At 34.7% G+C, this 25,546-nt stretch carries 18 protein-coding genes and 4 tRNA genes; 2 read left to right on the forward strand and 20 right to left on the reverse strand.

Translation table 11 applies throughout. The features are described 5' to 3' along the window. Positions 1-21: 21 nt before the first annotated feature. From G7A72_RS05905 to G7A72_RS05915, 3 genes are all read right to left on the reverse strand, one after another. Positions 22-2,793, reverse strand: coding sequence for a bifunctional aconitate hydratase 2/2-methylisocitrate dehydratase (locus tag G7A72_RS05905; protein WP_165151810.1), 2,772 nt, complete (start codon positions 2,791-2,793; stop codon positions 22-24). A gap of 334 nt (positions 2,794-3,127) precedes the next feature. Further along, positions 3,128-4,081 (reverse strand): MoxR family ATPase, encoded by a 954-nt coding sequence (locus G7A72_RS05910; RefSeq protein ID WP_165151811.1) that lies wholly within the window; start codon positions 4,079-4,081, stop codon positions 3,128-3,130. 120 nt (positions 4,082-4,201) lie between these two features. After that, entirely contained in the window at positions 4,202-5,632 is a 1,431-nt protein-coding gene (locus G7A72_RS05915; RefSeq protein ID WP_165151812.1) for a peptidylprolyl isomerase, read from the reverse strand. Between the two features lie 787 nt (positions 5,633-6,419). Between G7A72_RS05915 and G7A72_RS05920 the strand changes: the two genes are divergently transcribed. Together G7A72_RS05920 and G7A72_RS05925 are read left to right on the forward strand one after the other, a co-directional pair. Then, the gene (locus G7A72_RS05920) at positions 6,420-7,859 is read left to right on the forward strand and encodes an alpha-amylase (protein WP_165151813.1); all 1,440 of its coding nucleotides are present in this window, start codon (positions 6,420-6,422) and stop codon (positions 7,857-7,859) included. A gap of 189 nt (positions 7,860-8,048) precedes the next feature. After that, complete coding sequence (locus tag G7A72_RS05925; protein ID WP_113665262.1) at positions 8,049-9,638, forward strand: peptide chain release factor 3; 1,590 nt, start codon at positions 8,049-8,051, stop codon at positions 9,636-9,638. Between the two features lie 131 nt (positions 9,639-9,769). On the opposite strand, the gene G7A72_RS05930 is transcribed toward G7A72_RS05925, so the two are convergent. The 17 genes from G7A72_RS05930 to G7A72_RS06010 all read right to left on the reverse strand — a co-directional run bounded on the left by G7A72_RS05930 (position 9,770) and on the right by G7A72_RS06010 (position 25,532). Beyond that, positions 9,770-10,129 (reverse strand): hypothetical protein, encoded by a 360-nt coding sequence (locus G7A72_RS05930; RefSeq protein ID WP_113665495.1) that lies wholly within the window; start codon positions 10,127-10,129, stop codon positions 9,770-9,772. A gap of 438 nt (positions 10,130-10,567) precedes the next feature. Then, positions 10,568-10,879 carry a DUF3467 domain-containing protein gene (locus tag G7A72_RS05935; protein WP_073354716.1) on the reverse strand — a complete coding sequence of 104 codons (312 nt, stop codon included), beginning with the start codon at positions 10,877-10,879 and terminating at the stop codon, positions 10,568-10,570. Between the two features lies 1 nt (position 10,880). After that, positions 10,881-15,194, reverse strand: coding sequence for a DNA-directed RNA polymerase subunit beta' (rpoC, locus tag G7A72_RS05940; protein WP_113665260.1), 4,314 nt, complete (start codon positions 15,192-15,194; stop codon positions 10,881-10,883). A 242-nt stretch (positions 15,195-15,436) separates the two neighbouring features. After that, positions 15,437-19,249: a DNA-directed RNA polymerase subunit beta gene (gene rpoB, locus G7A72_RS05945; RefSeq protein WP_113665259.1), complete on the reverse strand. Its 3,813-nt coding sequence runs from the start codon at positions 19,247-19,249 to the stop codon at positions 15,437-15,439. Positions 19,250-19,521: 272 nt separating this feature from the next. Beyond that, positions 19,522-19,890 (reverse strand): 50S ribosomal protein L7/L12, encoded by a 369-nt coding sequence (gene rplL / locus G7A72_RS05950; RefSeq protein ID WP_091202326.1) that lies wholly within the window; start codon positions 19,888-19,890, stop codon positions 19,522-19,524. 89 nt (positions 19,891-19,979) lie between these two features. Next, the gene (gene rplJ / locus G7A72_RS05955) at positions 19,980-20,492 is read right to left on the reverse strand and encodes a 50S ribosomal protein L10 (RefSeq protein WP_165151814.1); all 513 of its coding nucleotides are present in this window, start codon (positions 20,490-20,492) and stop codon (positions 19,980-19,982) included. Between the two features lie 22 nt (positions 20,493-20,514). After that, positions 20,515-21,204: a 50S ribosomal protein L1 gene (rplA, locus tag G7A72_RS05960; RefSeq protein ID WP_165151815.1), complete on the reverse strand. Its 690-nt coding sequence runs from the start codon at positions 21,202-21,204 to the stop codon at positions 20,515-20,517. 13 nt (positions 21,205-21,217) lie between these two features. After that, the gene (rplK, locus tag G7A72_RS05965) at positions 21,218-21,655 is read right to left on the reverse strand and encodes a 50S ribosomal protein L11 (protein WP_035639405.1); all 438 of its coding nucleotides are present in this window, start codon (positions 21,653-21,655) and stop codon (positions 21,218-21,220) included. A 68-nt stretch (positions 21,656-21,723) separates the two neighbouring features. Beyond that, positions 21,724-22,275 (reverse strand): transcription termination/antitermination protein NusG, encoded by a 552-nt coding sequence (nusG, locus tag G7A72_RS05970; protein ID WP_091164783.1) that lies wholly within the window; start codon positions 22,273-22,275, stop codon positions 21,724-21,726. A 10-nt stretch (positions 22,276-22,285) separates the two neighbouring features. Further along, positions 22,286-22,483 (reverse strand): preprotein translocase subunit SecE, encoded by a 198-nt coding sequence (gene secE / locus G7A72_RS05975; RefSeq protein WP_066082297.1) that lies wholly within the window; start codon positions 22,481-22,483, stop codon positions 22,286-22,288. 17 nt (positions 22,484-22,500) lie between these two features. After that, positions 22,501-22,571: transfer RNA gene (locus G7A72_RS05980), tRNA-Trp, on the reverse strand. Positions 22,572-22,634: 63 nt separating this feature from the next. After that, a complete protein-coding gene (gene tuf / locus G7A72_RS05985) occupies positions 22,635-23,822 on the reverse strand; it encodes an elongation factor Tu (RefSeq protein WP_113665256.1) in 1,188 nt (395 codons plus the stop codon). A 52-nt stretch (positions 23,823-23,874) separates the two neighbouring features. Next, positions 23,875-23,946, reverse strand: a tRNA-Thr gene (locus G7A72_RS05990). A gap of 78 nt (positions 23,947-24,024) precedes the next feature. Next, positions 24,025-24,105, reverse strand: a tRNA-Tyr gene (locus G7A72_RS05995). 33 nt (positions 24,106-24,138) lie between these two features. Continuing rightward, a tRNA-Thr gene (locus tag G7A72_RS06000) sits at positions 24,139-24,212 on the reverse strand. A gap of 90 nt (positions 24,213-24,302) precedes the next feature. Further along, positions 24,303-24,605, reverse strand: a complete 303-nt coding sequence (gene hpf, locus G7A72_RS06005) for a ribosome hibernation-promoting factor, HPF/YfiA family (protein ID WP_113665494.1) — start codon at positions 24,603-24,605, stop codon at positions 24,303-24,305. A 30-nt stretch (positions 24,606-24,635) separates the two neighbouring features. After that, a complete protein-coding gene (locus G7A72_RS06010; RefSeq protein ID WP_165151816.1) occupies positions 24,636-25,532 on the reverse strand; it encodes a tyrosine-type recombinase/integrase in 897 nt (298 codons plus the stop codon). Positions 25,533-25,546 lie beyond the last annotated feature (14 nt).

A 25,546-nucleotide genomic window follows, 5' to 3' on the forward strand; every position in this document is an offset into this window, starting at 1 on the left:
ATAATTAACAAAAATTAGTTATTACCTAACCAATAACTTATGAGATGGCGCAAACTGCGTTAGATTTATACCTTTTACCGCAGCTTTGTATTCGTCAAGAGTTGGAGTTCTACCTAAAATTGTAGACAATACAACAACTGGTGTTGACGAAAGTAACGATTCTCCTTTTTTACCTTCTGTATCTTCAACAACTCTTCCCTGGAAAAGACGCGTAGACGTTGCCATTACTGTATCTCCTTTTGCTGCTTTTTCTTGGTTACCCATACATAAATTACAGCCTGGACGCTCAAGATATAGAATATTTTCATATCCTGTACGTGCCACGCCTTTAGGAGCATTATCATCAAATTCGAAACCAGAATACTTTTGTAAAACTTCCCAGTCTCCTTCAGCTTTAAGTTCATCTACAATATTATAAGTTGGAGGTGCCACGACAAGCGGTGCTTTAAACTCTACTTTACCATATTGCTCATCTATGTTTTTTAGCATTTGAGAAAGAATCTTCAAATCACCTTTGTGTACCATACAAGATCCAACGAAACCAAGATCTACTTTTTTCACACCGCCGTAAAAGGAAAGTGGCCTAATAGTATCGTGCGTATAACGCTTAGAAACATCCGCATTATTTACGTCTGGATCTGCAATCATAGGTTCAGCAACGATATCTAAATCGATTACAACTTCAGCAAAATATTTTGCATTAGCATCAGGAGTCAAAGCTGGTTTTTCACCTGATTGGATTGCTGCAATTCTATTATTAGCGATAGCGATTAATCCTTTTAAGACTTGCTTCTCGTTATCCATTCCTTTATCAATCATGATCTGGATTCTTCCTTTGGCGATCTCTAATGATTCAATTAAAGTGTCATCCTCAGAAATACAAATAGAAGCTTTCGCTTTCATCTCTGCTGTCCAATCTGTAAAGGTGAAAGCTTGATCAGCAGTAAGTGTTCCTAAATGAACCTCGATAATGCGTCCTTGGAATACATTCTCTCCACCAAATTGCTTCAACATTTGAGATTGTGTAGCATGAACAACATCACGGAAATCCATATATTCTTTCATATCACCTTTGAAGGTAACTTTTACTGACTCCGGAATTGGCATTGAAGCCTCACCCGTAGCTAGTGCTAGTGCCACCGTTCCTGAATCAGCTCCAAAAGCAACTCCTTTTGACATTCTTGTATGAGAGTCACCCCCAATAATAATCGCCCACTCATCAACAGTAATATCATTAAGAACTTTGTGGATTACATCTGTCATTGCGTGGTAGTTCCCTTTAGGGTCACGAGCAGTAATCAAACCAAAATCATTCATGAACTTCATCAATCTTGGAATGTTTGCTTTAGACTTATTATCCCAAACTGATGCTGTATGACAACCTGATTGGTATGCACCATCAACAATTGGAGAAATCACAGTAGCAGCCATAGACTCTAATTCCTGAGAAGTCATCAAACCAGTCGTATCTTGCGAACCTACAATATTTACCGTAACACGCACATCGGAACCTGCATGTAAAACTTTACCTGGAGTTGAACCAACTGCGTTTTTATTGAATATTTTTTCTACAGCTGTAAGACCTTGTCCTTCAATAGAAACCTCTTTTGACGGAGCAAATACCGGTACGATATCAATTCCCAAAGTCTTTGAAGCAAAAGTTTGTAATTTTTTTCCAAAAACAATCGCGTAAGACCCACCAGCCTTAATAAATTCCATCTTCTGAGGCGTAAATGCCTTAGAAATATCAATTAATTCTTTATCACCGTTGTAAAGTTTTTTTGTTTTTGTATTAATAGTCAGTACTGTTCCAGTTGCAACAGAATAAACTTCTTCTAGAATAGGCTCACCGTTTTCATTACGCAGAACCGCTCCATTTGCATCTGTTTTCTTTACCCAGTTTTGAAGATCAAGACCAATACCACCAGTAACGTCAACAGTAGTAAGGAAAATTGGGGAAATACCATTAGTTCCAGCAACAATTGGAGCTATGTTTATGAATGGCACATAAGGACTTGCTTTTCTACCTGTCCAAAGAGCAACATTATTCACTCCTGACATTCTTGAAGAACCTACACCCATAGTTCCTTTTTCGGCAATTAACATCACACTTTTGTCTGGATGTTGCGCTTGAAGTGCTTTAATTTCATCTTGAGCTTCAGGCGAAATCAAACATTTTCCATGTAGCTCACGATCTGAGCGTGAATGCGCTTGGTTACCCGGAGAAAGTAAATCTGTTGAAATATCTCCTTCACCAGCAACATAAGTAACAACTTTAATCTCTTCAACTACCTCTGGTAATTTGGTGAAGAATTCCGCCTTAGCGTAACTCACTAGAATATCTTTTGCAATCTCATTACCGCTTTTAAATGCCGCTTCTAAGCGATCAGTATCAGCCTCATAAAGATAGACTTGTGTTTTTAGAACTTCTGCTGCAGATTTAGCAATTGTAATGTCATTTCCTAAAGCTAAATCAAGCAAAACTTTGATTGATGGCCCACCTTTCATGTGTGACAACAACTCTAATGCAAATGCTGGCGTAATTTCATTCACTACTGATTCCCCAAGAACAATCTCTTTCAAAAAAGATGCTTTCACACCAGCTGCAGGTGTCGTACCAGGAACCGTATTGTAAATAAAAAACGAAATTGAATCTTCGCGATTTGCGTTATTTGAATCCTTAATTTGCGTGATGATTTCGCTTAGTAAATCAGCGCTATCAATTGGCTTTGGGTTAAGTCCCTGAGTTTTTCTGTCTTCGATTTCCTTTAGATAATCGTTATAAATGTTCATAGTAAATTGTTTTCAATGTTAAAGGCTAATTATTTTAACTTACTCAAAATTACAAGCCATAATAGCTGTATTTTTATTCACGACGCAAATTTAGCTCTTTAAGATGATATTTGAAAAAATTTAATAGATGGGGTTTTTTGAAATGATATTATTACTAAATACTGATTTTTATCCTTTAAAATTAATGAATTTTAAAAAATTTAACACTAAACTGATTAATCAACAATTAATTAATTATATTTTAATGAATATCAAATTATAAAAACCATCAGAACTAAGAAAACGTTGTAGTTACGATCAAAAATCAAGCTCAGAGTTCAAAAAAAAAAAACAGTTATACTAACTTAGCAATAATCATTTCTTCTGTAATTCCTTCAGCGTCGGCTTTGTAATTTTTAATAATTCGATGACGTAAAATCCCTGTCGCAACAGCTTTCACATCTTCAATATCCGGAGAAAATTTTCCATTAAAAGCTGCATTGGCTTTAGCCGCCAAAATCAAATTTTGCGATGCTCTTGGACCCGCACCCCAATCAAGATAATTTTTGACAAACTCATTTGATAAAGGATTATCCGGACGAGTTTTACTGACTAATCTCACAGCATATTCTATAACATTATCCGCAACAGGAATTCGGCGAATCAGATGTTGAAAATCTATTATTTCCTGAGCAGTAAATAATGGATTTATGGTGTTTTTTATATCGGATGTTGTGCGCTTCACTACTTGAACTTCCTCTTCAAAAGAAGGATATTCTAATTTTATGGCGAACATAAATCGGTCTAATTGAGCTTCGGGCAAAGGATACGTACCTTCCTGTTCAATTGGATTTTGCGTTGCCAAAACAAAATAAGGTAAGTCTAATTTATAATTTACTCCTGCAATAGTAACAGAACGTTCCTGCATGGCCTCTAATAATGCAGCTTGCGTTTTTGGCGGCGTACGATTGATTTCATCTGCCAGAACAATATTCGAAAAAATAGGCCCTTTTATAAATTTAAACTGACGGCTTTCATCTAAAATTTCACTTCCCAAAATATCCGAAGGCATCAAATCTGGGGTAAACTGAATCCTCTTGAAATCAAGACCCAGCGCTTGCGCCAACGTATTCACCATCAAAGTTTTGGCTAATCCGGGAACACCTACTAACAATGCATGACCACCAGAAAAAATACAAAGTAAGATTTGATCTACCACAACATCTTGACCTACAATGATTTTTGCGATTTCGTTTTTTAGCTCATTTCGTTTTTGAACTAAATTATGTATTGCTGCTACGTCTGACATGTATGAAGTATTTTAAAATTAAAAAGAGTTAGCATTATGAAATCATAAAACTAACTCTTTTTCTTTATTTATCGAAAACTTTTTTATTGCTAATCGATCCGCGAAGGGCAAAAAAGAAGACTATTTTTTAAGCCAATTGTTGGTAAAAGTACAATCTCTATATTCACCAATAATTTTCACATACGTTTCTTTTATTTTCTCATCAAACCATTTTCCAATAGCAGTAATTTGTTTATTTTTTAGAGCCAATTCTTTAATTTTGATGTAATCTTTGGCATAGTCAGCTGCATGTTCATCAATTCTGTTGGTTACGGTAATTAATTTGAATTTTTTCTTACCTTCTTCTCCTTGGTCTAAAATTGTAGCTGAAATTTCATTTTCCTTCAAATTAGAAACTTGACTGTAAAAAGTAGGATCCATTTTTGTCAATTCAAAACGAGTATCCTGTGTTTGTGGATTAATTAATGCACCACCATTTGCTCTTGTTTCTTTTTCATCAGATAATGTTCTGGCTGCTTCCGCAAAAGTAATTTCTTTGTCTTCGATTCTTTTTTTGATCAAAGTAATTTTTTCTTTCGCTTCATTCAGAGCCGTTTCAGTAACCGTCGGTGATAATAAAATATGACGTAATTCTACCTCCTGTCCTTTTATTTTTTCTACATATATAATATGATATCCAAAATCTGTTTCAAACGGAGCTGATATTTCACCTTCCGCTAAACTAAAAGCAACATCTTTAAATTCTTTTACAAACGGTGTTTTACGATTCATTTTATAAAACCCACCATTTGATCTTGATCCCGGATCTTGAGAATATAAAACTGCTTTAGTGGAAAAACTAGAACCTTCCTCAATTTCCTTTTTGAAACCATTCAATCGATCAATAACTTTTTGCTTATCCTCTACCGAAACTTTTGGTGTAACCACAATTTGCGCAACTTCTAATTCCACTCCAAAGAACGGAAGATCATCTTTTGGAATTGTTTTAAAATAATTACGAACTTCTTCCGGTGTAATTTCTACTGCATCAACAATTTTCTTCTGCATTTCAGAAGTCAACTTTCCTTCTTTTAAAATGTCAGCGAAATAAGTTCTAAATTCTTCTTCAGAATCCTTTTTGTAATACTGCACTACTTTTTCCAAAGACCCAATTTGTCCTACCATGTAGTTCAAACGCTCTTCTAACATTCCTTTTACCTCAGAATCTGTCACAACAATACTATCCTGAATAGCTTGATGCGCATATAATTTATCTTCTAATAATTTCCCCAACATTTGACATCTTGTAATATCTTTTACAGATCCGCCTCCCGCTGAAATTTCAAGATAAGACTTATCAATATCTGAATCTAAAATGATGTAATCTCCCACAGTTGCAATTACGCCATCAATTTTTTGTTTACCAGTTGATTGGATTTTCTTGATTGGAACAATCACGGAGTCCTTAATAATTTCTTGTGCACTTGTTATAACACTTGTAAAAAGTAAAAGAAAAAAAGTAAGTGCAATTCTATTATTAATGGATTTCATTTTTATTTTATTTATTGGCATTATTCTAATTTGTATTTGTCGTAAAAATATACTTATTCTATTGTTATTAAACCATTTGATAGGTGCCAGAATAATTTTGGCAAATATACACTTTAAGAATCAACAACTGAATTGAAATTTTACAATACAATTCTTAAGTATTCTTTAAATTTAAAACGAACAAAAATAGCAATTCAATTACATAATACAAGTTTCCTAACTACTATTAACAAAAAATTATAAACGCATTTATTTATCGGCTTATTCCGTTTGTAAACCATGAAGAAACTGAACGTTAGCTACGAAAAAACATCATAAATACGGATTACTTTTACTTAAATCCACAGTAATTAAATTCATCATCCCTGTTTTCTCTTATTTGACACCTCCGATTAACCACCAGAATTTATGATTACAGTATTTTTTCATTCTATCAAAAATTCTTAGAATTGCCAAGAATTTCTCGTTTTTAAGGTTACAAATTAAAAATTATAGCTATTAAAATACTCATTTTTAGCGCTCTATTTCAAAACTTGTGAACACTACAACGTTTTCGTTCTTCATTAAAAAAAATCTGACGCATAGCTTGTAAGAATTTGTATAAATTAGCTAAAAGTTTGCATTTTCATCTAAAATAATAGTATTAAAATAATTTTATACTATTTTTTTATACTTTTTATTTCCATTATAATAAAGTACATTCTTTAAATAATTTTAGAATTTAAATTCAAACAAAAACAGAAACTTGTCATTTCAATCTTAATTACTATTACCCAAAACCTATTAATTAACCTAAATTATCTATTTTATGAAAAAACACAATTTTAAAATTTGTTTCTTAACCGCTTTACTCGTTTGCTTGTACTCGTGTAATTCAAATGATGACCTTGTAACCAATTCAAAAGAAGCCACTGCACAATTCAAAGTGATTAATGTTACAAATCACGATGGTCATCCTTTTAGTACAGGAAAACAATCAAGCACAACAGGTAGATACGTTGCAAATCCAGGTGGCGGTGTGATGATGCAGGCATTTTACTGGGATGTGCCAGCCGGTGGAACGTGGTGGAATACTATAAATGCAAAAATCACTGCTTGGTCAAATGCTGGAATTGGTTCTATCTGGCTTCCTCCGGTTTCAAAAGCTCAAAAGGGACCATTTTCCATGGGTTATGATCCTACAGATTATTTTGATTTTGGAAATTACAATCAAAATGGCACGATAGAAACCCGATTTGGTTCCCGTACCGAATTAGAAAGTTTAATCACCAAAGTACATACCGAGAACATGCAAGTCTATGCTGATATGGTTTTAAATCACAACAGTGGTGGGCAATTAGAAAGCAATCCATTTACAGGGACGCAAACCTATACTAATTTTACTGCTGTTGCTTCTGGAAAATTTAAGAGAACGAGCGCTGATTTTTATAAAAATTCTTATGGAAATAATGATGAAGGAGCTTTTGGAGGTTTTCCTGATTTAGCGCATGTCGTTCCTAATGTACAAGACTGGCTTTGGAAAAGAGCAGACGGAGTTGGTAAATATTACAAAAATACTATGAAATTTGATGGCTGGAGATTTGATTACGTGAAAGGTTTTGCTCCGTGGGTGATAAAAGATTGGAATGCAAACGTTGGCGGTTTCTCTGTTGGCGAATTATGGGACTCAAACGTAAACATACTAAATGATTGGGCGAATAATGCCAATAGTTCTGTTTTTGATTTTGCTTGTTATTACAAAATGAATGATGCCTTCGATGGAAATAATCTAAATATTTTGAATGATGACATGATGTGGAAAAGAAATCCGTACAAAGCAGTTACATTCGTTGCCAACCACGACACTGATGAAATCTGGAAAAAAGAGCTAGCATACGCCTACATCTTAACACATGAAGGTTATCCAACTATTTTTTATCGCGATTATGAAGAATGGCTGAACAAAACAAAGATGAACAATTTAATCTGGATTCATGATAACAAAGCCACCGGAAATACGTCAATTTTATTCACTGATACTGACGAATATATCGCCCGCAGAAACGGATACAACGGCAATCCTGGCTTAGTAGTTTACATTAACAATTCATCCACTTGGCAAGAAAGATGGATTCAGACGAATTGGACTAACGCACAAATCAAAGATTTCACTGGAAATTCCACTTGGCTACCAACAACCCAAGGGGATAAATGGGTTAAAATTCAATGTCCGCCTAATGGATATTCTGTTTGGTCAATCAATATGTAACACCTTAATATCATAAAGGCTGTCTGAAAAGACGGCCTTCTTTTTTATCATTTATTAAATCATCACGTTTCTAATATTGAATCAAAATCACTTGAATTGCGACTTCAAAACCCACCTACTCCAATTAGCGGATACTATTTTTTTAATTGGCATTTATAAATAGTACTTTTGCAAACTATTTATACAAATATGAGCTTTTTAGAAGAAATACAACGCAGAAGAACTTTCGGGATTATCTCACATCCTGATGCCGGAAAAACAACACTTACTGAGAAACTCCTCCTTTTTGGTGGTGCGATTCAAGAGGCAGGTGCGGTAAAGAATAATAAAATTAAAAAAGGTGCTACCAGTGACTTTATGGAAATTGAACGCCAGAGAGGGATTTCGGTTTCTACCTCAGTTTTAGCATTCAATTATAAAGATAAAAAAATAAACATTCTCGATACGCCAGGTCACAAGGATTTCGCCGAGGACACTTTTAGAACTTTAACTGCTGTTGACAGCGTTATTGTTGTAATTGACGTTGCCAAAGGGGTTGAAGAACAAACTGAAAAATTAGTGGCTGTTTGTAGAATGCGAAAAATTCCAATTATCGTATTCATCAATAAATTAGACCGAGAAGGAAAAGATGCTTTTGACTTGATGGATGAAGTGGAACAAAAACTAGGTTTAACAGTTACACCATTAAGCTTCCCGATAGGAATGGGGTATGATTTTCAAGGAATTTATAATCTATGGGAACAAAATATCAACTTATTTAGTGGCGACAATCGTAAAAACATTGAAGAAACAATTGCTTTCTCCGATGTTCAAAATCCAGAATTAGAGAAAATTATCGGTCAAAAACCCGCTGATAGATTGCGTGAAGAATTAGAATTGATAGACGAAGTTTATCCTAAATTTGATCGTCAGGATTACTTAGACGGAAAACTACAACCAGTATTTTTTGGTTCCGCTTTAAATAATTTCGGAGTTAGAGAATTATTGGATTGTTTTGTACAAATCGCTCCATCTCCAAGACCTAAAGATTCCGAAACACGATTAGTAGATCCTAAAGAGGAAAAAATGACTGGATTTGTTTTTAAAATCCACGCCAATATGGATCCAAAACACAGAGACCGTCTGGCTTTTATAAAAATTGTTTCTGGAACTTTCGAAAGAAACAAACCGTATTATCACGTACGCCAGAAGAAAAACTTAAAATTCTCCAGTCCAAATGCTTTCTTTGCTGAAAAGAAAGAGATTGTAGACATCTCGTATCCTGGAGATATTGTTGGTTTACATGATACCGGAAATTTCAAAATTGGAGATACGTTAACCGAAGGAGAAATTATGAGTTTCAAAGGAATTCCAAGTTTCTCTCCGGAACACTTTAGATATATTAATAACGCTGATCCAATGAAAGCCAAACAATTGGACAAAGGAATTGATCAGTTAATGGATGAAGGTGTAGCGCAGCTATTTACTTTAGAAATGAATAACCGAAAAATCATTGGAACAGTTGGAGCGCTTCAATATGAGGTTATTCAATACCGTTTAGAGCATGAATACGGCGCTAAATGTACGTATGAAAATTTCCCAGTACACAAAGCATGTTGGGTAAAACCCAATGATCCAAAAAGTGAGGAATTCAAAGAATTTAGAAGAATCAAACAAAAATTCTTGGCACATGATAAATATGGACAATTAGTATTTCTGGCTGATTCTGATTTTACAATACAAATGACACAGAATAAATATCCAAATGTGAAATTATTCTTTACTTCGGAATTTGAATAATATTTTAGTTAAAAATAATTTCTGGATGACAATATGCTATCCAGAAATCAAAGTAAAAAAATTACATAAAAAAAAAACGCTAATTTAAAAATTACCGTTTTTTTTTATGTCTTTTAAAAATGATTTTTAGTTTAAGCAATCATACTTTCCAAGTTCGCTGCTTTTTTCAAAAAAGCTTTGATTAACAGACGATTTGGTGCTGTACCTGAAGTGATAACTTGTTTTTTAGTATTTGTTCCTTCTGTAGATATTGTAGTGTTTGGATCTTGTTTAGAACCCATAAACCACAATACAAAGTTCATACTATTTGAGGATGAAACTGCAGAAACATTATCTTGTTTAGTGTTAGTAGTAACGTCAATTGTATTTACTTCTACTACATTTTTTGAAGTTTGAGCAAAAACAGTAGTATTAGACACAAAAATAAAAGCAAACATTAGGAAGCCATTCAACATGACTTTTTTACTTGCTTCTAAAGAAAAATATTTCATAACAATTCGTTTTTTTATAATAGACAGAATACATTTGTCTATCTCGAGAGCGAAAGTATATCATTTACAAACGAGCGAAAAATATTTTCGATAAAGAACCAGAATACTCGTTTAAAGCACAAATTTGTTGTAAATAGCCAAGATTTAATGATGAGTTAATGTTGACGTATTCAATAAACACGTTAACCTAAAGTGGTAAAATAATGGTAAGGCTCAAATAATAACAAAGCACAAACTAAAAAACATTCCAATTATTACTAATAAGTTTCTAGCAAAACCGAAGTGCATTTTTGAGAATCAGATTTGATTTTTAAAAACCTAAAATCATTCCAATCACTTGTATTTCAAATTTAAAACGTTGAATGCTACTAGCAAATCCTCACATTCAAGAATAACTTATAAATAAAAAGGCTCCATTTCTGGAGCCTTTTAAGAATATTATGCTTGTCCCGCAGGACCAAAATTAAGCGGAATTGGCGCTTGTTCAGTGTCTTTTATTTCGCCATGAGCGACTTCAAAACGGTGAATATTTTCGCCAATTGCTTTTAGCAATCTTTTAGCATGTTGTGGCGTCAAGACAATTCTTGATTTCACTTTAGCTTTAGGAATACCGGGCATGATACTTACAAAATCTAAAACAAATTCTGATGAAGAGTGATTTATTATTGCCAAATTAGAATAAATTCCTTCAGCAATTTTTTCGTCTAACTCAATATTAATCTGCTCTTGTTGTTGATTAGAATTACTCATCTTAATAAATATATTCTTCTTTGTTAGCCATCATATCATTGTAATCTTCTTTCGAACCTACAATCGTATTGTCATATTCTCTCATACCTGTTCCGGCTGGGATTCTATGTCCTACAATTACATTTTCTTTCAATCCTTCTAAGTAATCGATTTTACCTGCAACAGCAGCTTCGTTCAATACTTTAGTAGTTTCTTGGAAAGATGCAGCAGAAATAAACGATTTAGTTTGCAACGATGCTCTTGTAATACCTTGTAAAACTGGTGTTGCAGTTGCAGTAACAACATCACGAGCCACAACAAGATTTTTATCTGTACGTTTCAATAAAGAGTTTTCATCACGCAATTCACGAGGCGTAATAATTTGTCCTTCTTTCAATGCACTAGAATCTCCAGCATCTTCAACCACTTTCATACCGTATAATTTATCGTTTTGAACGATGAAATCTTTAGTGTGAATCAATTGATCTTCTAAGAATAAAGTATCACCTGGATCTTGTACTCTTACTTTACGCATCATTTGACGTATTACTACCTCAAAGTGTTTGTCGTTAATTTTTACCCCTTGTAAGCGGTATACTTCTTGAATTTCATTAACCAAATACTGTTGAACAGCTGCTGGCCCTTGGATTCTTAAAATATCATCCGGAGTAATTGCACCATCAGATAAAGGTACACCTGCTCTTACGAAGTCATTTTCTTGAACTAGAATTTGGCTTGATAATTTAACCAAGTATTTTCTAATGTCACCAAATTTAGATTCGATAACAATCTCACGGTTTCCTCTTTTGATTTTTCCAAAAGAAACAACACCATCAATTTCAGAAACAACAGCTGGGTTTGAAGGATTACGAGCTTCTAACAACTCTGTAATTCTAGGTAAACCTCCTGTAATATCTCCTGATTTAGAAGAACGACGCGGAATTTTCACCAATACTTTACCTGCTTTAATTTTCTCCCCGTTTTCAACCATCAAGTGGGCTCCAACTGGTAAGTTATAAGAACGAATCAATTCATTGTCTTTACCGTAAACCAATAAAGTTGGAATTAATTTTTTAGCTCTAGATTCAGAAATTACTTTTTCTTGGAAACCAGTTTGCTCATCAATTTCAACCATGAATGATTGACCTTGCTCTAATTCTTCGTAAGCAATTTTACCGGTAAATTCAGAAACGATAACTCCATTATATGGATCCCATTTACAAATCACATCTCCCTTAACTACAGATTGTCCGTCTTTAACGAAGATACTTGAACCGTAAGGAATATTATTAGTACTCAATAAGATACCTGTTCTTTCATCGATTAATTTCAATTCAGTTGAACGAGATACTACAATATCAACTGCATTACCGTCACTGTCTTCTCCTTTAACCGTTTTTAAATCTTCAATTTCCAGTTTACCGTTAAATTTAGTAATGATACTAGACTCTTCAGAAATACCACCCGCAACCCCTCCAACGTGGAAAGTACGTAATGTTAACTGTGTACCAGGCTCACCAATAGATTGTGCTGCAATAACACCAACTGCTTCACCTCTTTGTGTCATCTTACCAGTAGCTAAATTTCTACCGTAACATTTTGCACAAATACCTTTCAACGCTTCACAAGTTAATGGCGAACGCACTTCAACTTTCTCAATTGGAGAAGCGTCAATTGCTTTCATTATAGCTTCTGTGATTTGTTGTCCAGATTCAATTAAAACTTCATTGTTCAAAGGATTAATAAGGTCTTGCAAAACAACACGTCCTAAAATTCTTTCACCTAATGATTCAACAATTTCTTCATTTTTCTTCAATGCTGAAACTTCAACACCTCTAAGAGTACCACAATCTTCGATATTAACAATAACATCTTGAGATACATCATGCAATCTTCTTGTTAAATATCCTGCATCGGCAGTTTTCAATGCCGTATCCGCAAGACCTTTACGCGCACCGTGAGTAGAAATAAAGTACTCAAGGATAGAAAGACCTTCTTTAAAGTTAGAAAGAATCGGATTTTCAATAATTTCACCACCACCAGCAGTAGATTTTTTAGGCTTAGCCATCAAACCACGCATACCGGTTAACTGACGAATTTGTTCTTTGGAACCCCTCGCTCCAGAATCAAGCATCATATACACTGAGTTAAAACCTTGTTGGTCTTCTCTAATGTTTTTCATTGCTAACTCTGTAAGTTGTGCATTCGCTGAAGTCCAAACATCAATAACTTGGTTGTAACGTTCGTTATTAGTGATAAGACCCATGTTATAATTAGCAGAAATACCTTGAACTTGTTCTCTGGCATCTGCAATTAATTTTGGTTTTTGATCCGGAATTCTAATGTCTCCAAGAGAGAATGACAATCCACCTTTGAAGGCAAATTTGTAACCCATATCTTTCATGTTATCCAAGAAAGCCGCTGTTGTAGGTACATCAGTAGAACTTAAAACGTGACCAATAATGTCTCTAAGATTTTTCTTAGTCAATACATCATTGATATATCCAGCTGCTTCCGGTACTACTTCATTAAATAATACACGACCAGCAGTTGTTTGAATAATTTTAAAAACTAATTCACCAGCTTCATTGAAATCCTTAGCTCTAATTCGAACACGAGCATTCAATTCTACTCTACCTTCATTCAAAGCAATATTTACTTCTTCAGCAGAATAGAAAGTAATTCCTTCACCTAAAATTTTAAGTTCCGGAGTTGATAAACGTTCTTTGGTCATATAGTAAAGACCCAAAACCATATCCTGAGAAGGTACTGTAATTGGAGCTCCATTTGCAGGATTCAGAATATTGTGAGAACCCAACATTAATAGTTGTGCTTCCAAAATAGCTTCTGGTCCTAAAGGCAAGTGAACTGCCATTTGATCCCCATCAAAATCAGCATTAAATGCAGTACAAACTAAAGGGTGCAATTGGATTGCTTTTCCTTCAATTAATTTTGGTTGGAATGCTTGAATACCTAATCTGTGCAAAGTAGGAGCACGATTCAGTAATATTGGGTGACCTTTAATTACATTTTCAAGGATATCCCAAACTACAGGCTCTTTCTTATCAATTATTTTTTTAGCTGATTTTACAGTTTTAACAATTCCTCTTTCTATCAATTTACGGATAACGAAAGGTTTGTACAATTCTGCTGCCATATCTTTTGGGATACCACATTCAGACAATTTCAATTCAGGTCCAACAACAATTACCGAACGAGCAGAATAATCCACACGTTTTCCAAGTAAGTTTTGACGGAAACGTCCTTGCTTACCTTTAAGCGAATCAGATAATGATTTTAATGGTCTGTTTGATTCTGTTTTTACTGCAGATGCTTTACGTGTATTATCGAAAAGTGAATCTACAGATTCTTGTAACATACGTTTTTCGTTTCTTAAGATAACTTCAGGAGCTTTAATCTCCATTAATCTTTTCAAACGGTTATTACGGATGATTACACGACGGTATAAATCATTTAAATCTGAAGTTGCAAAACGACCTCCATCAAGTGGCACAAGCGGACGCAATTCTGGTGGAATAACTGGTACCACTTTCATGATCATCCATTCTGGACGATTCTCGCGGTTCAAGTTAGACTCACGGAAAGATTCTACAACTTGTAATCTTTTTAATGCTTCCGTTTTACGTTGTTTAGACGTTTCATTGTTAGCATTGTGTCTCAATTGGTAAGACAGTTGATCTAAATCAATTCTTGCCAATAAATCCATAATACATTCTGCTCCCATTTTGGCAACAAATTTATTTGGATCAAAATCATCAAGATATTGATTGTCAGCAGGAAGCGTATCTAAAATGTTTAAATATTCTTCTTCTGTCAAAAAGTCAAGTCTTTGTAATGATTCCCCTTCTGCATTTTTAGCAATACCAGCTTGGATTACTACGTATCTTTCGTAGTAGATAATCATATCTAATTTCTTAGATGGAAGACCAAGGATATAACCAATTTTGTTTGGAAGAGAACGGAAATACCAGATATGAGCAATCGGCACAACAAGGTTGATGTGACCTACTCTGTCTCTACGTACTTTTTTCTCTGTTACTTCTACACCACAACGGTCACAGATGATCCCTTTGTAACGTATTCTTTTATACTTACCACAAGCACATTCAAAATCTTTTACTGGTCCGAAAATACGTTCACAGAAAAGACCATCACGCTCTGGTTTGTGCGTTCTGTAGTTGATAGTTTCAGGTTTCAATACTTCACCTCTTGATTCTTTCAAAATAGATTCAGGAGAAGCAAGTCCTATTGAGATTTTATTAAACCTTTTTACAGGGTTTTTATCTTTATTGTTATTATTTCTATTATTCATCATAGTTTTTACTATTGATTTATTTGCAATTAAAAATTGATTGTAGATTTATGACTTTCTTAAATCATTAAACTATTACCTCGAATTACTTCTCTAAACTTTAAATAAAATTTTAAAGTGCTATTTACAAAACCATTTGGGCCTTAGTAAAAAATCGGAACGGTTTACGGGTATAAATCCTAAAAACTTTTATAAATGAGTAATCAGCCCCAATAAAAATTGGGACTGATTACTTCAACTATTATTTATTCTTCTAAACGAATGTCAAGTCCAAGACCTTTCAATTCATGCATTAATACATTGAATGATTCTGGTAATCCTGGTTCTGGCATAGATTCACCTTTTACGATTGCTTCGTAAGTTTTTGCTCTACCGATAACATCATCAGACTTCACAGTCAAGATTTCTCTAAGTGTACTTGATGCTCCATAAGCTTCAAGTGCCCAAACCTCCATCTCTCCAAAACGTTGACCTCCAAATTGAGCTTTACCTCCAAGTGGTTGTTGTGTAATCAACGAGTACGGACCTATAGAACGTGCGTGCATTTTATCGTCAACCATGTGTCCAAGTTTCAACATGTAGATTACTCCAACTGTTGCAGCTTGATGGAAACGCTCTCCTGTACCACCATCATATAAATGTGTATGTCCAAAACGTGGTACTCCAGCTTCATCAGTCAATGCATTGATTTGATCAAGAGATGCTCCGTCAAAAATTGGAGTAGCAAATTTTCTACCCAAGTTCATACCAGCCCAACCAAGTACCGTTTCATAAATTTGACCAATGTTCATACGTGAAGGTACCCCTAATGGGTTCAATACGATATCAACTGGTGTTCCATCTTCAAGGAAAGGCATATCTTCATGACGAACGATACGAGCAACAATACCTTTGTTACCGTGACGTCCCGCCATTTTATCACCAACTTTCAATTTACGTTTTTTGGCAATATATACTTTAGCTAGTTTCAAGATACCTGCTGGCAATTCATCTCCAACAGTAATAGTGAATTTCTCTCTACGTAATGCACCTTGTAAATCGTTCAATTTAATTTTATAGTTATGAATTAAATCATTAACCATTTTATTAGCTGCATCATCAGCAACCCATTGACCTTTACTTAAGTGAGCAAAATCTTCAACAGCATAAAGCATTTTTTGAGTATATTTTTTACCTTTTGGTAAAACTTCTTCACCCAAATCATTCATTACACCTTGAGATGTTTTTCCGTTTACAATCAAGAACAGTTTTTCAACTAATTTGTCTTTTAATTCAACAAATTTAACTTCAAACTCCATTTCAAGTGCTCCTAAAGCATCCTTGTCCTGAGTACGTTTACGTTTATCTTTTACTGCTCTTGCGAACAATTTTTTGTCTAAAACAACACCATGTAAAGAAGGAGACGCTTTTAATGAAGCATCTTTTACATCACCTGCTTTATCCCCAAAGATTGCACGAAGCAATTTCTCTTCCGGAGTAGGATCTGATTCTCCTTTTGGAGTAATTTTTCCGATAAGAATATCACCAGGTTTAACCTCGGCTCCAATTCTAATCATACCATTTTCATCTAAATCTTTAGTAGCTTCTTCAGAAACGTTCGGTATATCGTTCGTTAATTCTTCGTTACCTAATTTAGTATCTCTAACTTCTAATGAATAATCATCAACGTGAATAGAGGTAAAAATATCGTCACGAACTACTTTTTCAGAAATTACAATCGCATCCTCGAAGTTGTATCCTTTCCATGGCATAAATGCAACTTTTAGGTTTCTACCTAAAGCTAATTCACCATTTTGAGTCGCATATCCTTCAGATAATACTTGTCCAGGAACCACTCTATCCCCTTTTCTTACGATAGGTTTAAGGTTGATACTTGTACCTTGATTGGTTTTTCTAAATTTAATTAGATTGTATGTTTTCTCATCTGGCTCAAAACTTACCATTCTTTCTTCTTCAGAACGGTCGTATTTGATAGTGATGATATTTGCATCTACATATTCTATAACTCCATCTCCTTCAGCATTAATCAATACTCTAGAATCAGAAGCTACTTGACGCTCTAAACCAGTTCCAACAATTGGAGCTTCAGGACGAATTAATGGTACGGCCTGACGCATCATGTTAGATCCCATCAAAGCTCTATTCGCATCATCATGTTCCAAGAAAGGAATTAAAGATGCAGAAATCGAAGCAATTTGGTTAGGAGCGACATCTGTATAATCTACTTTTGATGGTTCAATTACTGGGAAATCACCTTCTTGACGTGCAATTACGTCTTCGGCAGTAATTTTACCAGTAGCATCCATTTGAATGTTTGCTTGAGCAATTAACATTCCTTCTTCTTCTTCAGCACTTAAGTAAACTGGAGTAGACTCTAAATCTACAACTCCGTTAGTCACTTTACGGTAAGGTGTTTCAATGAAACCCATTCCGTTTACTTTAGCATAAACACCAAGAGATGAAATCAAACCAATATTTGGTCCCTCAGGAGTTTCAATTGGACATAAACGTCCGTAATGCGTATAGTGAACGTCACGTACCTCAAACCCAGCTCTCTCTCTCGAAAGTCCACCTGGTCCTAGTGCAGATAATCTTCTCTTGTGCGTAATCTCGGCAAGTGGATTCGTTTGATCCATAAACTGAGACAACTGGTTTGTACCAAAGAAAGAGTTAATAACAGACGATAATGTTTTAGCATTAATCAAATCTATTGGTGTAAACACCTCGTTATCTCTAACGTTCATTCTCTCACGAATAGTTCTCGCCATACGCGCTAAACCAACACCGAATTGTTGAGACAATTGTTCTCCAACTGTTCTAACACGACGGTTTGATAAGTGATCAATATCATCAATCTCTGCTTTAGAGTTGATTAATTCAATCAAATATTTCACAATAGTTATGATATCCTCTTTGGTCAAGACTTGCTTTTCCATTGGAGTATCTAAACCTAACTTTTTATTTATTCTATAACGACCTACTTCACCTAAGTTGTAACGTTGATCAGAAAAGAATAATTTATCAATAATACCACGCGCCGTTTCTTCATCAGGCGGTTCAGCGTTACGTAATTGTCTGTAGATATGCTCAACAGCCTCTTTTTCAGAGTTTGTTGGATCTTTTTGCAAAGTATTATGAATGATAGCATAATCACCTTGATTAGCATCTTCTTTATGTAACAAAATAGATTTAACGTTAGAATCAATGATTTCTTCCACATTATCTTTGTCGATAATAGTATCTCTGTCAAGGATTATTTCGTTACGTTCGATAGAAACTACTTCGCCAGTATCTTCATCTACGAAATCTTCATGCCATGTATTCAATACACGTGCAGCTAATTTTCTACCGATATATTTTTTAAGTCCTGTTTTAGAAACTTTAATTTCCTCCGCAAGATCAAAAATCTCAAGGATATCCTTGTCTCTTTCAAATCCAATAGCACGGAATAAAGTAGTTACAGGTAATTTTTTCTTTCTGTCGATATAAGCATACATTACACTGTTTATATCTGTAGAGAATTCTATCCAAGAACCTTTGAAAGGAATTACTCTGGCAGAGTATAATTTTGTTCCATTTGCATGGAATGATTGACCAAAGAAAACACCCGGAGATCTGTGTAATTGAGAAACAACTACACGCTCAGCACCATTAATAACAAAGGTACCGCTTGGTGTCATATAAGGAATTGTACCAAGATAAACATCTTGAACAATAGTTTCAAAATCTTCATGTTCTGGATCTGTACAATATAGTTTTAGCCTTGCTTTTAAAGGCACACTATACGTTAGACCTCTTTCTATACATTCTTGAATTGTATAACGTGGTGGATCTACAAAGTAATCAAGGAATTCCAATACAAAGTTATTTCTTGTATCAGTAATTGGGAAATTTTCCATGAAGGTATTGTAAAGCCCTTCGTCGCCTCTTTCGTCAGATTTAGTTTCTAATTGAAAAAAATCTTTAAACGATTTAACCTGAACATCTAGAAAATCTGGATAGTCAGGAATGTTTTTTGTTGAGGCAAAATTCAATCTTTCAGTCTGATTTGTTATCATCAATGGACAAAATTTTGATTAAAAAAGTAATTTTTTTGTACAAATAAGGACTTATTTATACTTTTCTTTTACAACCATTACATCTTTAAAAACCAATTTAAGATAACTACTTTCTTATTATCTGTTAATTTTTTTTCCTCGTAATGGGTAAAATGAATTTGTTTTAAAGACTATTCTGTAATTATACAACCTAGACTTTTGTTATACGAAAAATGGTTTAGGTCATTGGGTGACTCCCAAGACCTAAACCTAATTCTTTAAACTGAGTTTAACTATTTAAGCTCAACAACAGCTCCAGCTTCTTCTAAAGATTTTTTAAGACCTTCAGCCTCTTCTTTAGAAACACCTTCTTTTACATTACTTGGTGCGCTATCAACTACATCTTTAGCTTCTTTCAAACCTAAACCTGTAAGTTCTTTAACTAATTTTACAACTGCTAATTTAGAAGAACCTGCTTCTTTCAATACAACTGTAAATTCTGTTTGAACTTCTTCAGCAGCAGCTTCACCACCACCTGAAACTACTACAGCTGCAGCAGCTGGTTCGATTCCGTACTCATCTTTTAATATTGTTGCTAATTCGTTAACTTCTTTTACCGTTAGGTTAACTAATTGTTCTGCGAATTGTTTCAAATCTGCCATTTTTTCTATCGTTTTAAAATGATTTGTAAAAATATAATTTATTTATTGTGCGCTTTTTTAAATAAAATTAGAGTAGAACTCTATTTTTATTATGCTTCCACTTCTTCGGTAGCCTCTTCGCCTTTTGCGAATTGGTTTTGAAGAGCAGAAATAACTCTCTGTGCTGGTGACTGCAATAATCCAATAAGTTCGCCGATAAGCTCTTCTTTAGATTTAATAGTTGCTAACGCATCTAATTGATCGTCTCCAATATAAACTTCAGAATTTATAAAAGCTCCCTTTAACACAGGTTTAGCAGATTTTTTTCTGAAATCTTTGATAATTTTACCAGGAGCGTTTGCTATATCAGAAATGAATATAGCACTATTACCAGTCAAAACTGAAGGTAAATCTCCATAATCATTAGCTGAAGCTTCCATTGCTTTTGCAAGCAAAGTGTTTTTAACTACTTCCAATTTTATACCTGCTTTATAGCAAGCTCTTCTCAAGTTTGAAGTTGTTTCTGCATTCATTCCAGAAATATCAGATACATAAACAATGTTTGTACCAGCTAACTGTGCAGTTAAAACTTCAATCGCGATTGATTTTTCTTCTCTAGTCATACTAAAAATTTTTAACTACCAATTATACTGCTTTAGGGTCCAATGCAATTGCAGGACTCATAGTGCTAGTTAGGTATATACTTTTGATGTATGTTCCTTTAGCAGCAGTTGGCTTAAGTTTGATTAATGTTTGAATAATTTCGTGCGCATTGTCAACGATTTGCTCGCTACCAAAAGAAATTTTACCAATTCCTGCATGCACAATACCAGTTTTATCAACTTTAAAGTCAATTTTACCAGCTTTAACCTCTTGAACAGCTTTTGCAACATCCATAGTTACAGTACCTGTTTTAGGGTTTGGCATTAAACCTCTAGGTCCTAATATACGACCTAATGGACCTAATTTACCCATAACAGAAGGCATCGTGATGATAACATCAACATCTGTCCAACCGTCTTTAATTTTTTGTAAATAATCGTCAAGACCCACAAAGTCTGCACCAGCTGCTAAAGCTTCCGCTTCTTTGTCTGGAGTAACTAATGCTAATACTTTAACGTCTTTACCAGTTCCATGAGGCAATGTTACCACACCTCTTACCATTTGATTCGCTTTTCTTGGATCTACACCCAAACGTACCGCGATATCAACAGACTCATCAAATTTTGCAGAAGCAACTAATTTTATCAATGCCGCAGCATCTTTAAGAGAATATAGTTTGTTCTTTTCAATTTTCGAAGCAGCCTCTTTTTGCTTTTTTGTCAATTTTGCCATGTCTTTCTCTTAATTAAAAAGGAGAATCTCCTGATACAGTTATACCCATAGACCTAGCAGTTCCAGCAATCATGCTCATAGCAGATTCGATTGTGAATGCATTTAAATCTACCATTTTATCTTCAGCAATTGCTTTGATAACGTCCCAAGTAACACTTGCTACTTTTTTACGATTTGGTTCACCTGATCCCGACTTTAGCTTTGCAGCTTCCAATAACTGGACAGCAGCTGGAGGAGTTTTTACAACAAAATCAAATGATTTGTCTTTATACACAGTAATTTGTACTGGGCATATTTTGCCGGGTTTATCTTGAGTTCTAGCATTAAATTGCTTACAGAACTCCATGATGTTTACCCCAGCAGCTCCTAAAGCAGGTCCAACCGGTGGCGACGGATTCGCAGCACCTCCCTTAACTTGTAGTTTAACTACCTTACTAATTTCTTTAGCCATTTTTTAAAAAATTTAACATCATAATCATTGGAAGCGATTATAATGGATATTATAGATGTAACAAAAAATTATACTTTTTCAACTTGCATAAAACTCAACTCTAACGGTGTTTTTCTTCCGAAAATTTTAACCATTACTTCAAGCTTACGCTTTTCTTCATTAATTTTTTCAACAGTACCATTGAAACCATTAAAAGGTCCATCAATAACCTTAATTGTCTCACCGATATTGAAAGGTATTGAACGAGTGTCTGTATTTACAGCCAATTCATCCACTTTACCTAACATTCTGTTTACTTCTGAAATTCTCAAAGGAACAGGCTCTCCACCTTTTATTTCACCTAAAAAACCAATAACACTTGTTATAGACTTGATAATATGAGGTATTTCACCAATAAGATTCGCTTCAATCATAACATATCCAGGAAAATAAACTTTGTCTTTGATTATTTTTTTCCCTTCTTTCACAGTAACGACTTTTTCAGTAGGAACTAAAACTTGCGAAACATAATCACCCATCCCTAACCTTGCGATTTCGGTTTCGATGTATGCTTTCACTTTGTTTTCCTGTCCGCTTACCGCTCTAACGACATACCACTTTTTAATATTATTATCTGCCATAACAAAAAAATTAAGCTTTTATCCAGTTAAAAAATCCAGCTAAAGCTTTTGCGAAAATTTCATCAACTCCCCATGTTGCCAAGGCGAATAATACCGAAAAAACAGCAACAACAATCGTTAGACGTTGCACCTCAGGCCAAGCTGGCCAAGTTACATTTGACTTTAATTCCTCAAATGCTTCTGATATGTAATTAACAACTTTTGTCATTATGATTTATTTTTTTGCACGGGCGGAGGGATTCGAACCCCCATCAACGGTTTTGGAGACCGCTATTCTACCCTTGAACTACGCCCGTTAGTTAAAAGCCAGCGATTTTTCAGTTATGAAAATCAACTGGCTTTATATAATTTTTAGGATATTAACCTACAATCTCAGTTACTTGTCCAGCACCTACAGTTCTACCACCTTCACGGATAGCGAAACGTAAACCAACGCTCATTGCAATTGGGCTTAACAAAGATACATTAATAGTTAAGTTATCTCCTGGCATCACCATCTCTACACCTTCTGGCAAAGTAATAACCCCCGTTACGTCAGTTGTACGAACGTAAAACTGTGGACGGTAATTATTATGGAATGGTGTATGACGACCACCTTCTTCTTTTTTCAAGATATAAACCTCAGCTTTAAAAGTAGCGTGTGGTTTAACTGAACCTGGCTTAATGATAACCATTCCTCTTTTGATAGATTCTTTATCAACACCACGTAACAATAAACCTACGTTATCTCCTGCTTCACCTCTATCAAGGATTTTACGGAACATCTCAACTCCTGTAATAGTAGAAGTCAATTTTTCAGCTCCCATACCAATGATTTCAACAGCATCTCCTGTATTAGCAATACCAGTTTCGATACGACCTGTAGCAACAGTTCCACGACCAGTAATTGTAAATACATCCTCAACTGGCATCAAGAATGGTTTTTCAGTATCACGAATTGGCTCTTCAATCCAAGAATCTACAGCAGCCATCAATTCAATAATTTTTGGTACCCATGCTGGATCATTATTCAATCCACCTAAAGCAGAACCTTGAACAACTGGACAATTATCCCCATCATATTCATAGAAAGACAATAAGTCTCTAATTTCCATTTCAACAAGTTCCAACAATTCCTCATCATCAACCATATCCACTTTATTCATGAATACAACCATTCTAGGAATACCAACCTGACGTCCTAAAAGGATATGCTCACGTGTTTGCGGCATAGGTCCATCAGTTGCAGCTACTACAAGAATAGCACCATCCATTTGAGCAGCTCCCGTAACCATGTTCTTTACGTAATCCGCGTGACCTGGACAGTCAACGTGAGCGTAATGACGATTAGCAGTTTCATACTCAACGTGAGATGTATTAATTGTAATACCTCTTTCTTTTTCTTCAGGAGCATTATCAATTTGATCAAATGATTTTGCTTGACAGTAACCAGCATCAGATAAAACTTTTGTGATTGCTGCCGTTAATGTAGTTTTTCCGTGATCCACGTGCCCAATTGTACCAATGTTTAAGTGGGGCTTGTTACGGTTAAAGGTTTCTTTTGCCATTTTACTTAATTTTAATCTTGTTATATATTAATTTTTATTTCCTACTTACTTGAGCCAACTACGGGAATTGAACCCGTGACCTCTTCCTTACCAAGGAAGCACTCTACCTCTGAGCTAAGTCGGCAGAACCCCTTATCAAAGAGCTTAAATTACAATCCTCAGACTATTCAATCTACTTATTGCAATCTAAGATTAATCCTAGTGGGGAGAGCAGGATTCGAACCTGCGAAGTTCACACAGCAGATTTACAGTCTGCCCTCGTTGGCCGCTTGAGTATCTCCCCTACTTTTTATATTATCAAACCTTTACAGTTTTGAGCCGGCGGAGGGACTCGAACCCACGACCTGCTGATTACAAATCAGCTGCTCTAGCCAACTGAGCTACGCTGGCGAATCAATAAAAAAAGTCCGCTATTTCTAACGGACTGCAAATGTATAGATTTTATCTCTCAATCAAAACATTTTTTCAAAAAAATTTATATTAAATATGAGAACTTATCTTTTCTTTTCTTTTTACCAACATTCGTTCTAGAGATTCTGCAGAAAGTTCCACAGCTTCTTCAAAAGTTTTGCACTGTTTTTTTACTAAAAAATCATCCCCAGGAACATTAATTTTCACCTCGGCAACTTTATTCTCCTTATCACTTGTCTTTTCAACTTTCAAAAAAACATCCGCTGACACGACTTTGTCATAATACTTTTCCAACTTGTCCAACCTTTCTTGAACAAAATCTACTAGCTTTTTGTCAACAGTAAAGTTAACTGCATGAACACTTACCTTCATAATCATCTTTTTTAATTGTTAAACACCAAATCACTTTCTTCCCCGCGGATGCGCATCTTTATATATATTCTTCAGTTCCGCTAAACTGTTGTGCGTATATACTTGAGTAGATGCCAAACTGGAATGTCCCAATAATTCTTTCACCGAATTCAAATCTGCTCCATTATTTAATAAATGTGTCGCAAATGTATGTCGCAAAATGTGAGGGCTTTTTTTTACTTTTTCCGACACAGTACTAAAGTAAGAATTTATTAGACGATACACAAAGGATTCATTTAATTTTAACCCTTTTTTTGTGAGAAAAAAATAATCATCATCAACCATAACCAACAACGAGTTTCTTTCTTTTACGTATAAAGAAAACTGATCTGAAATTATTGGCAACACAGGAAGAATACGCTCTTTATTTCGCTTCCCTAACACCTTAATTGTACTAGATGACAAATTAACATTATCCATTTTTAGATGAATCAATTCTGCTCTTCGCACTCCTGTAGTATACAACAAATCAATTATGAGCTTATTCCTAACCTCTTCAAATCCGACCGTGTTTTGCATTTGATCCAAAACAGCCGTCATTTCCTTTTCAGAAAAAGGAATCTGTATTATTTTGGGAATTTTAAGCGCTTTGTGTTTCAACAGCGGACTAACTTCTATCTGTTTTGTTTTTAATAGAAATTTATAAAATGCTTTTAAGGATGAAATTTTTCTATTCACCGAAACATTTGATACTGAATCATCAACTAATGAAACAATCCAATTTCTAATTTGACCGTAATTCACTCGTTCGATATTTTCCTGATCAAAATGAATTTTATTGAACGACTCAAAAGAATTAATATCGTTGCAATAAGCTGTTATTGTATGAGAAGAATATTTTTTCTCCAAAGAGAGATAATCTCTAAATGCGTCTTTATTTGTGGACATAAAAAAACCGTTAG

This window comes from Flavobacterium sp. Sr18 (assembly GCF_011064265.1).
In the GTDB taxonomy this organism is placed as follows: Bacteria; Bacteroidota; Bacteroidia; order Flavobacteriales; family Flavobacteriaceae; genus Flavobacterium; species Flavobacterium petrolei.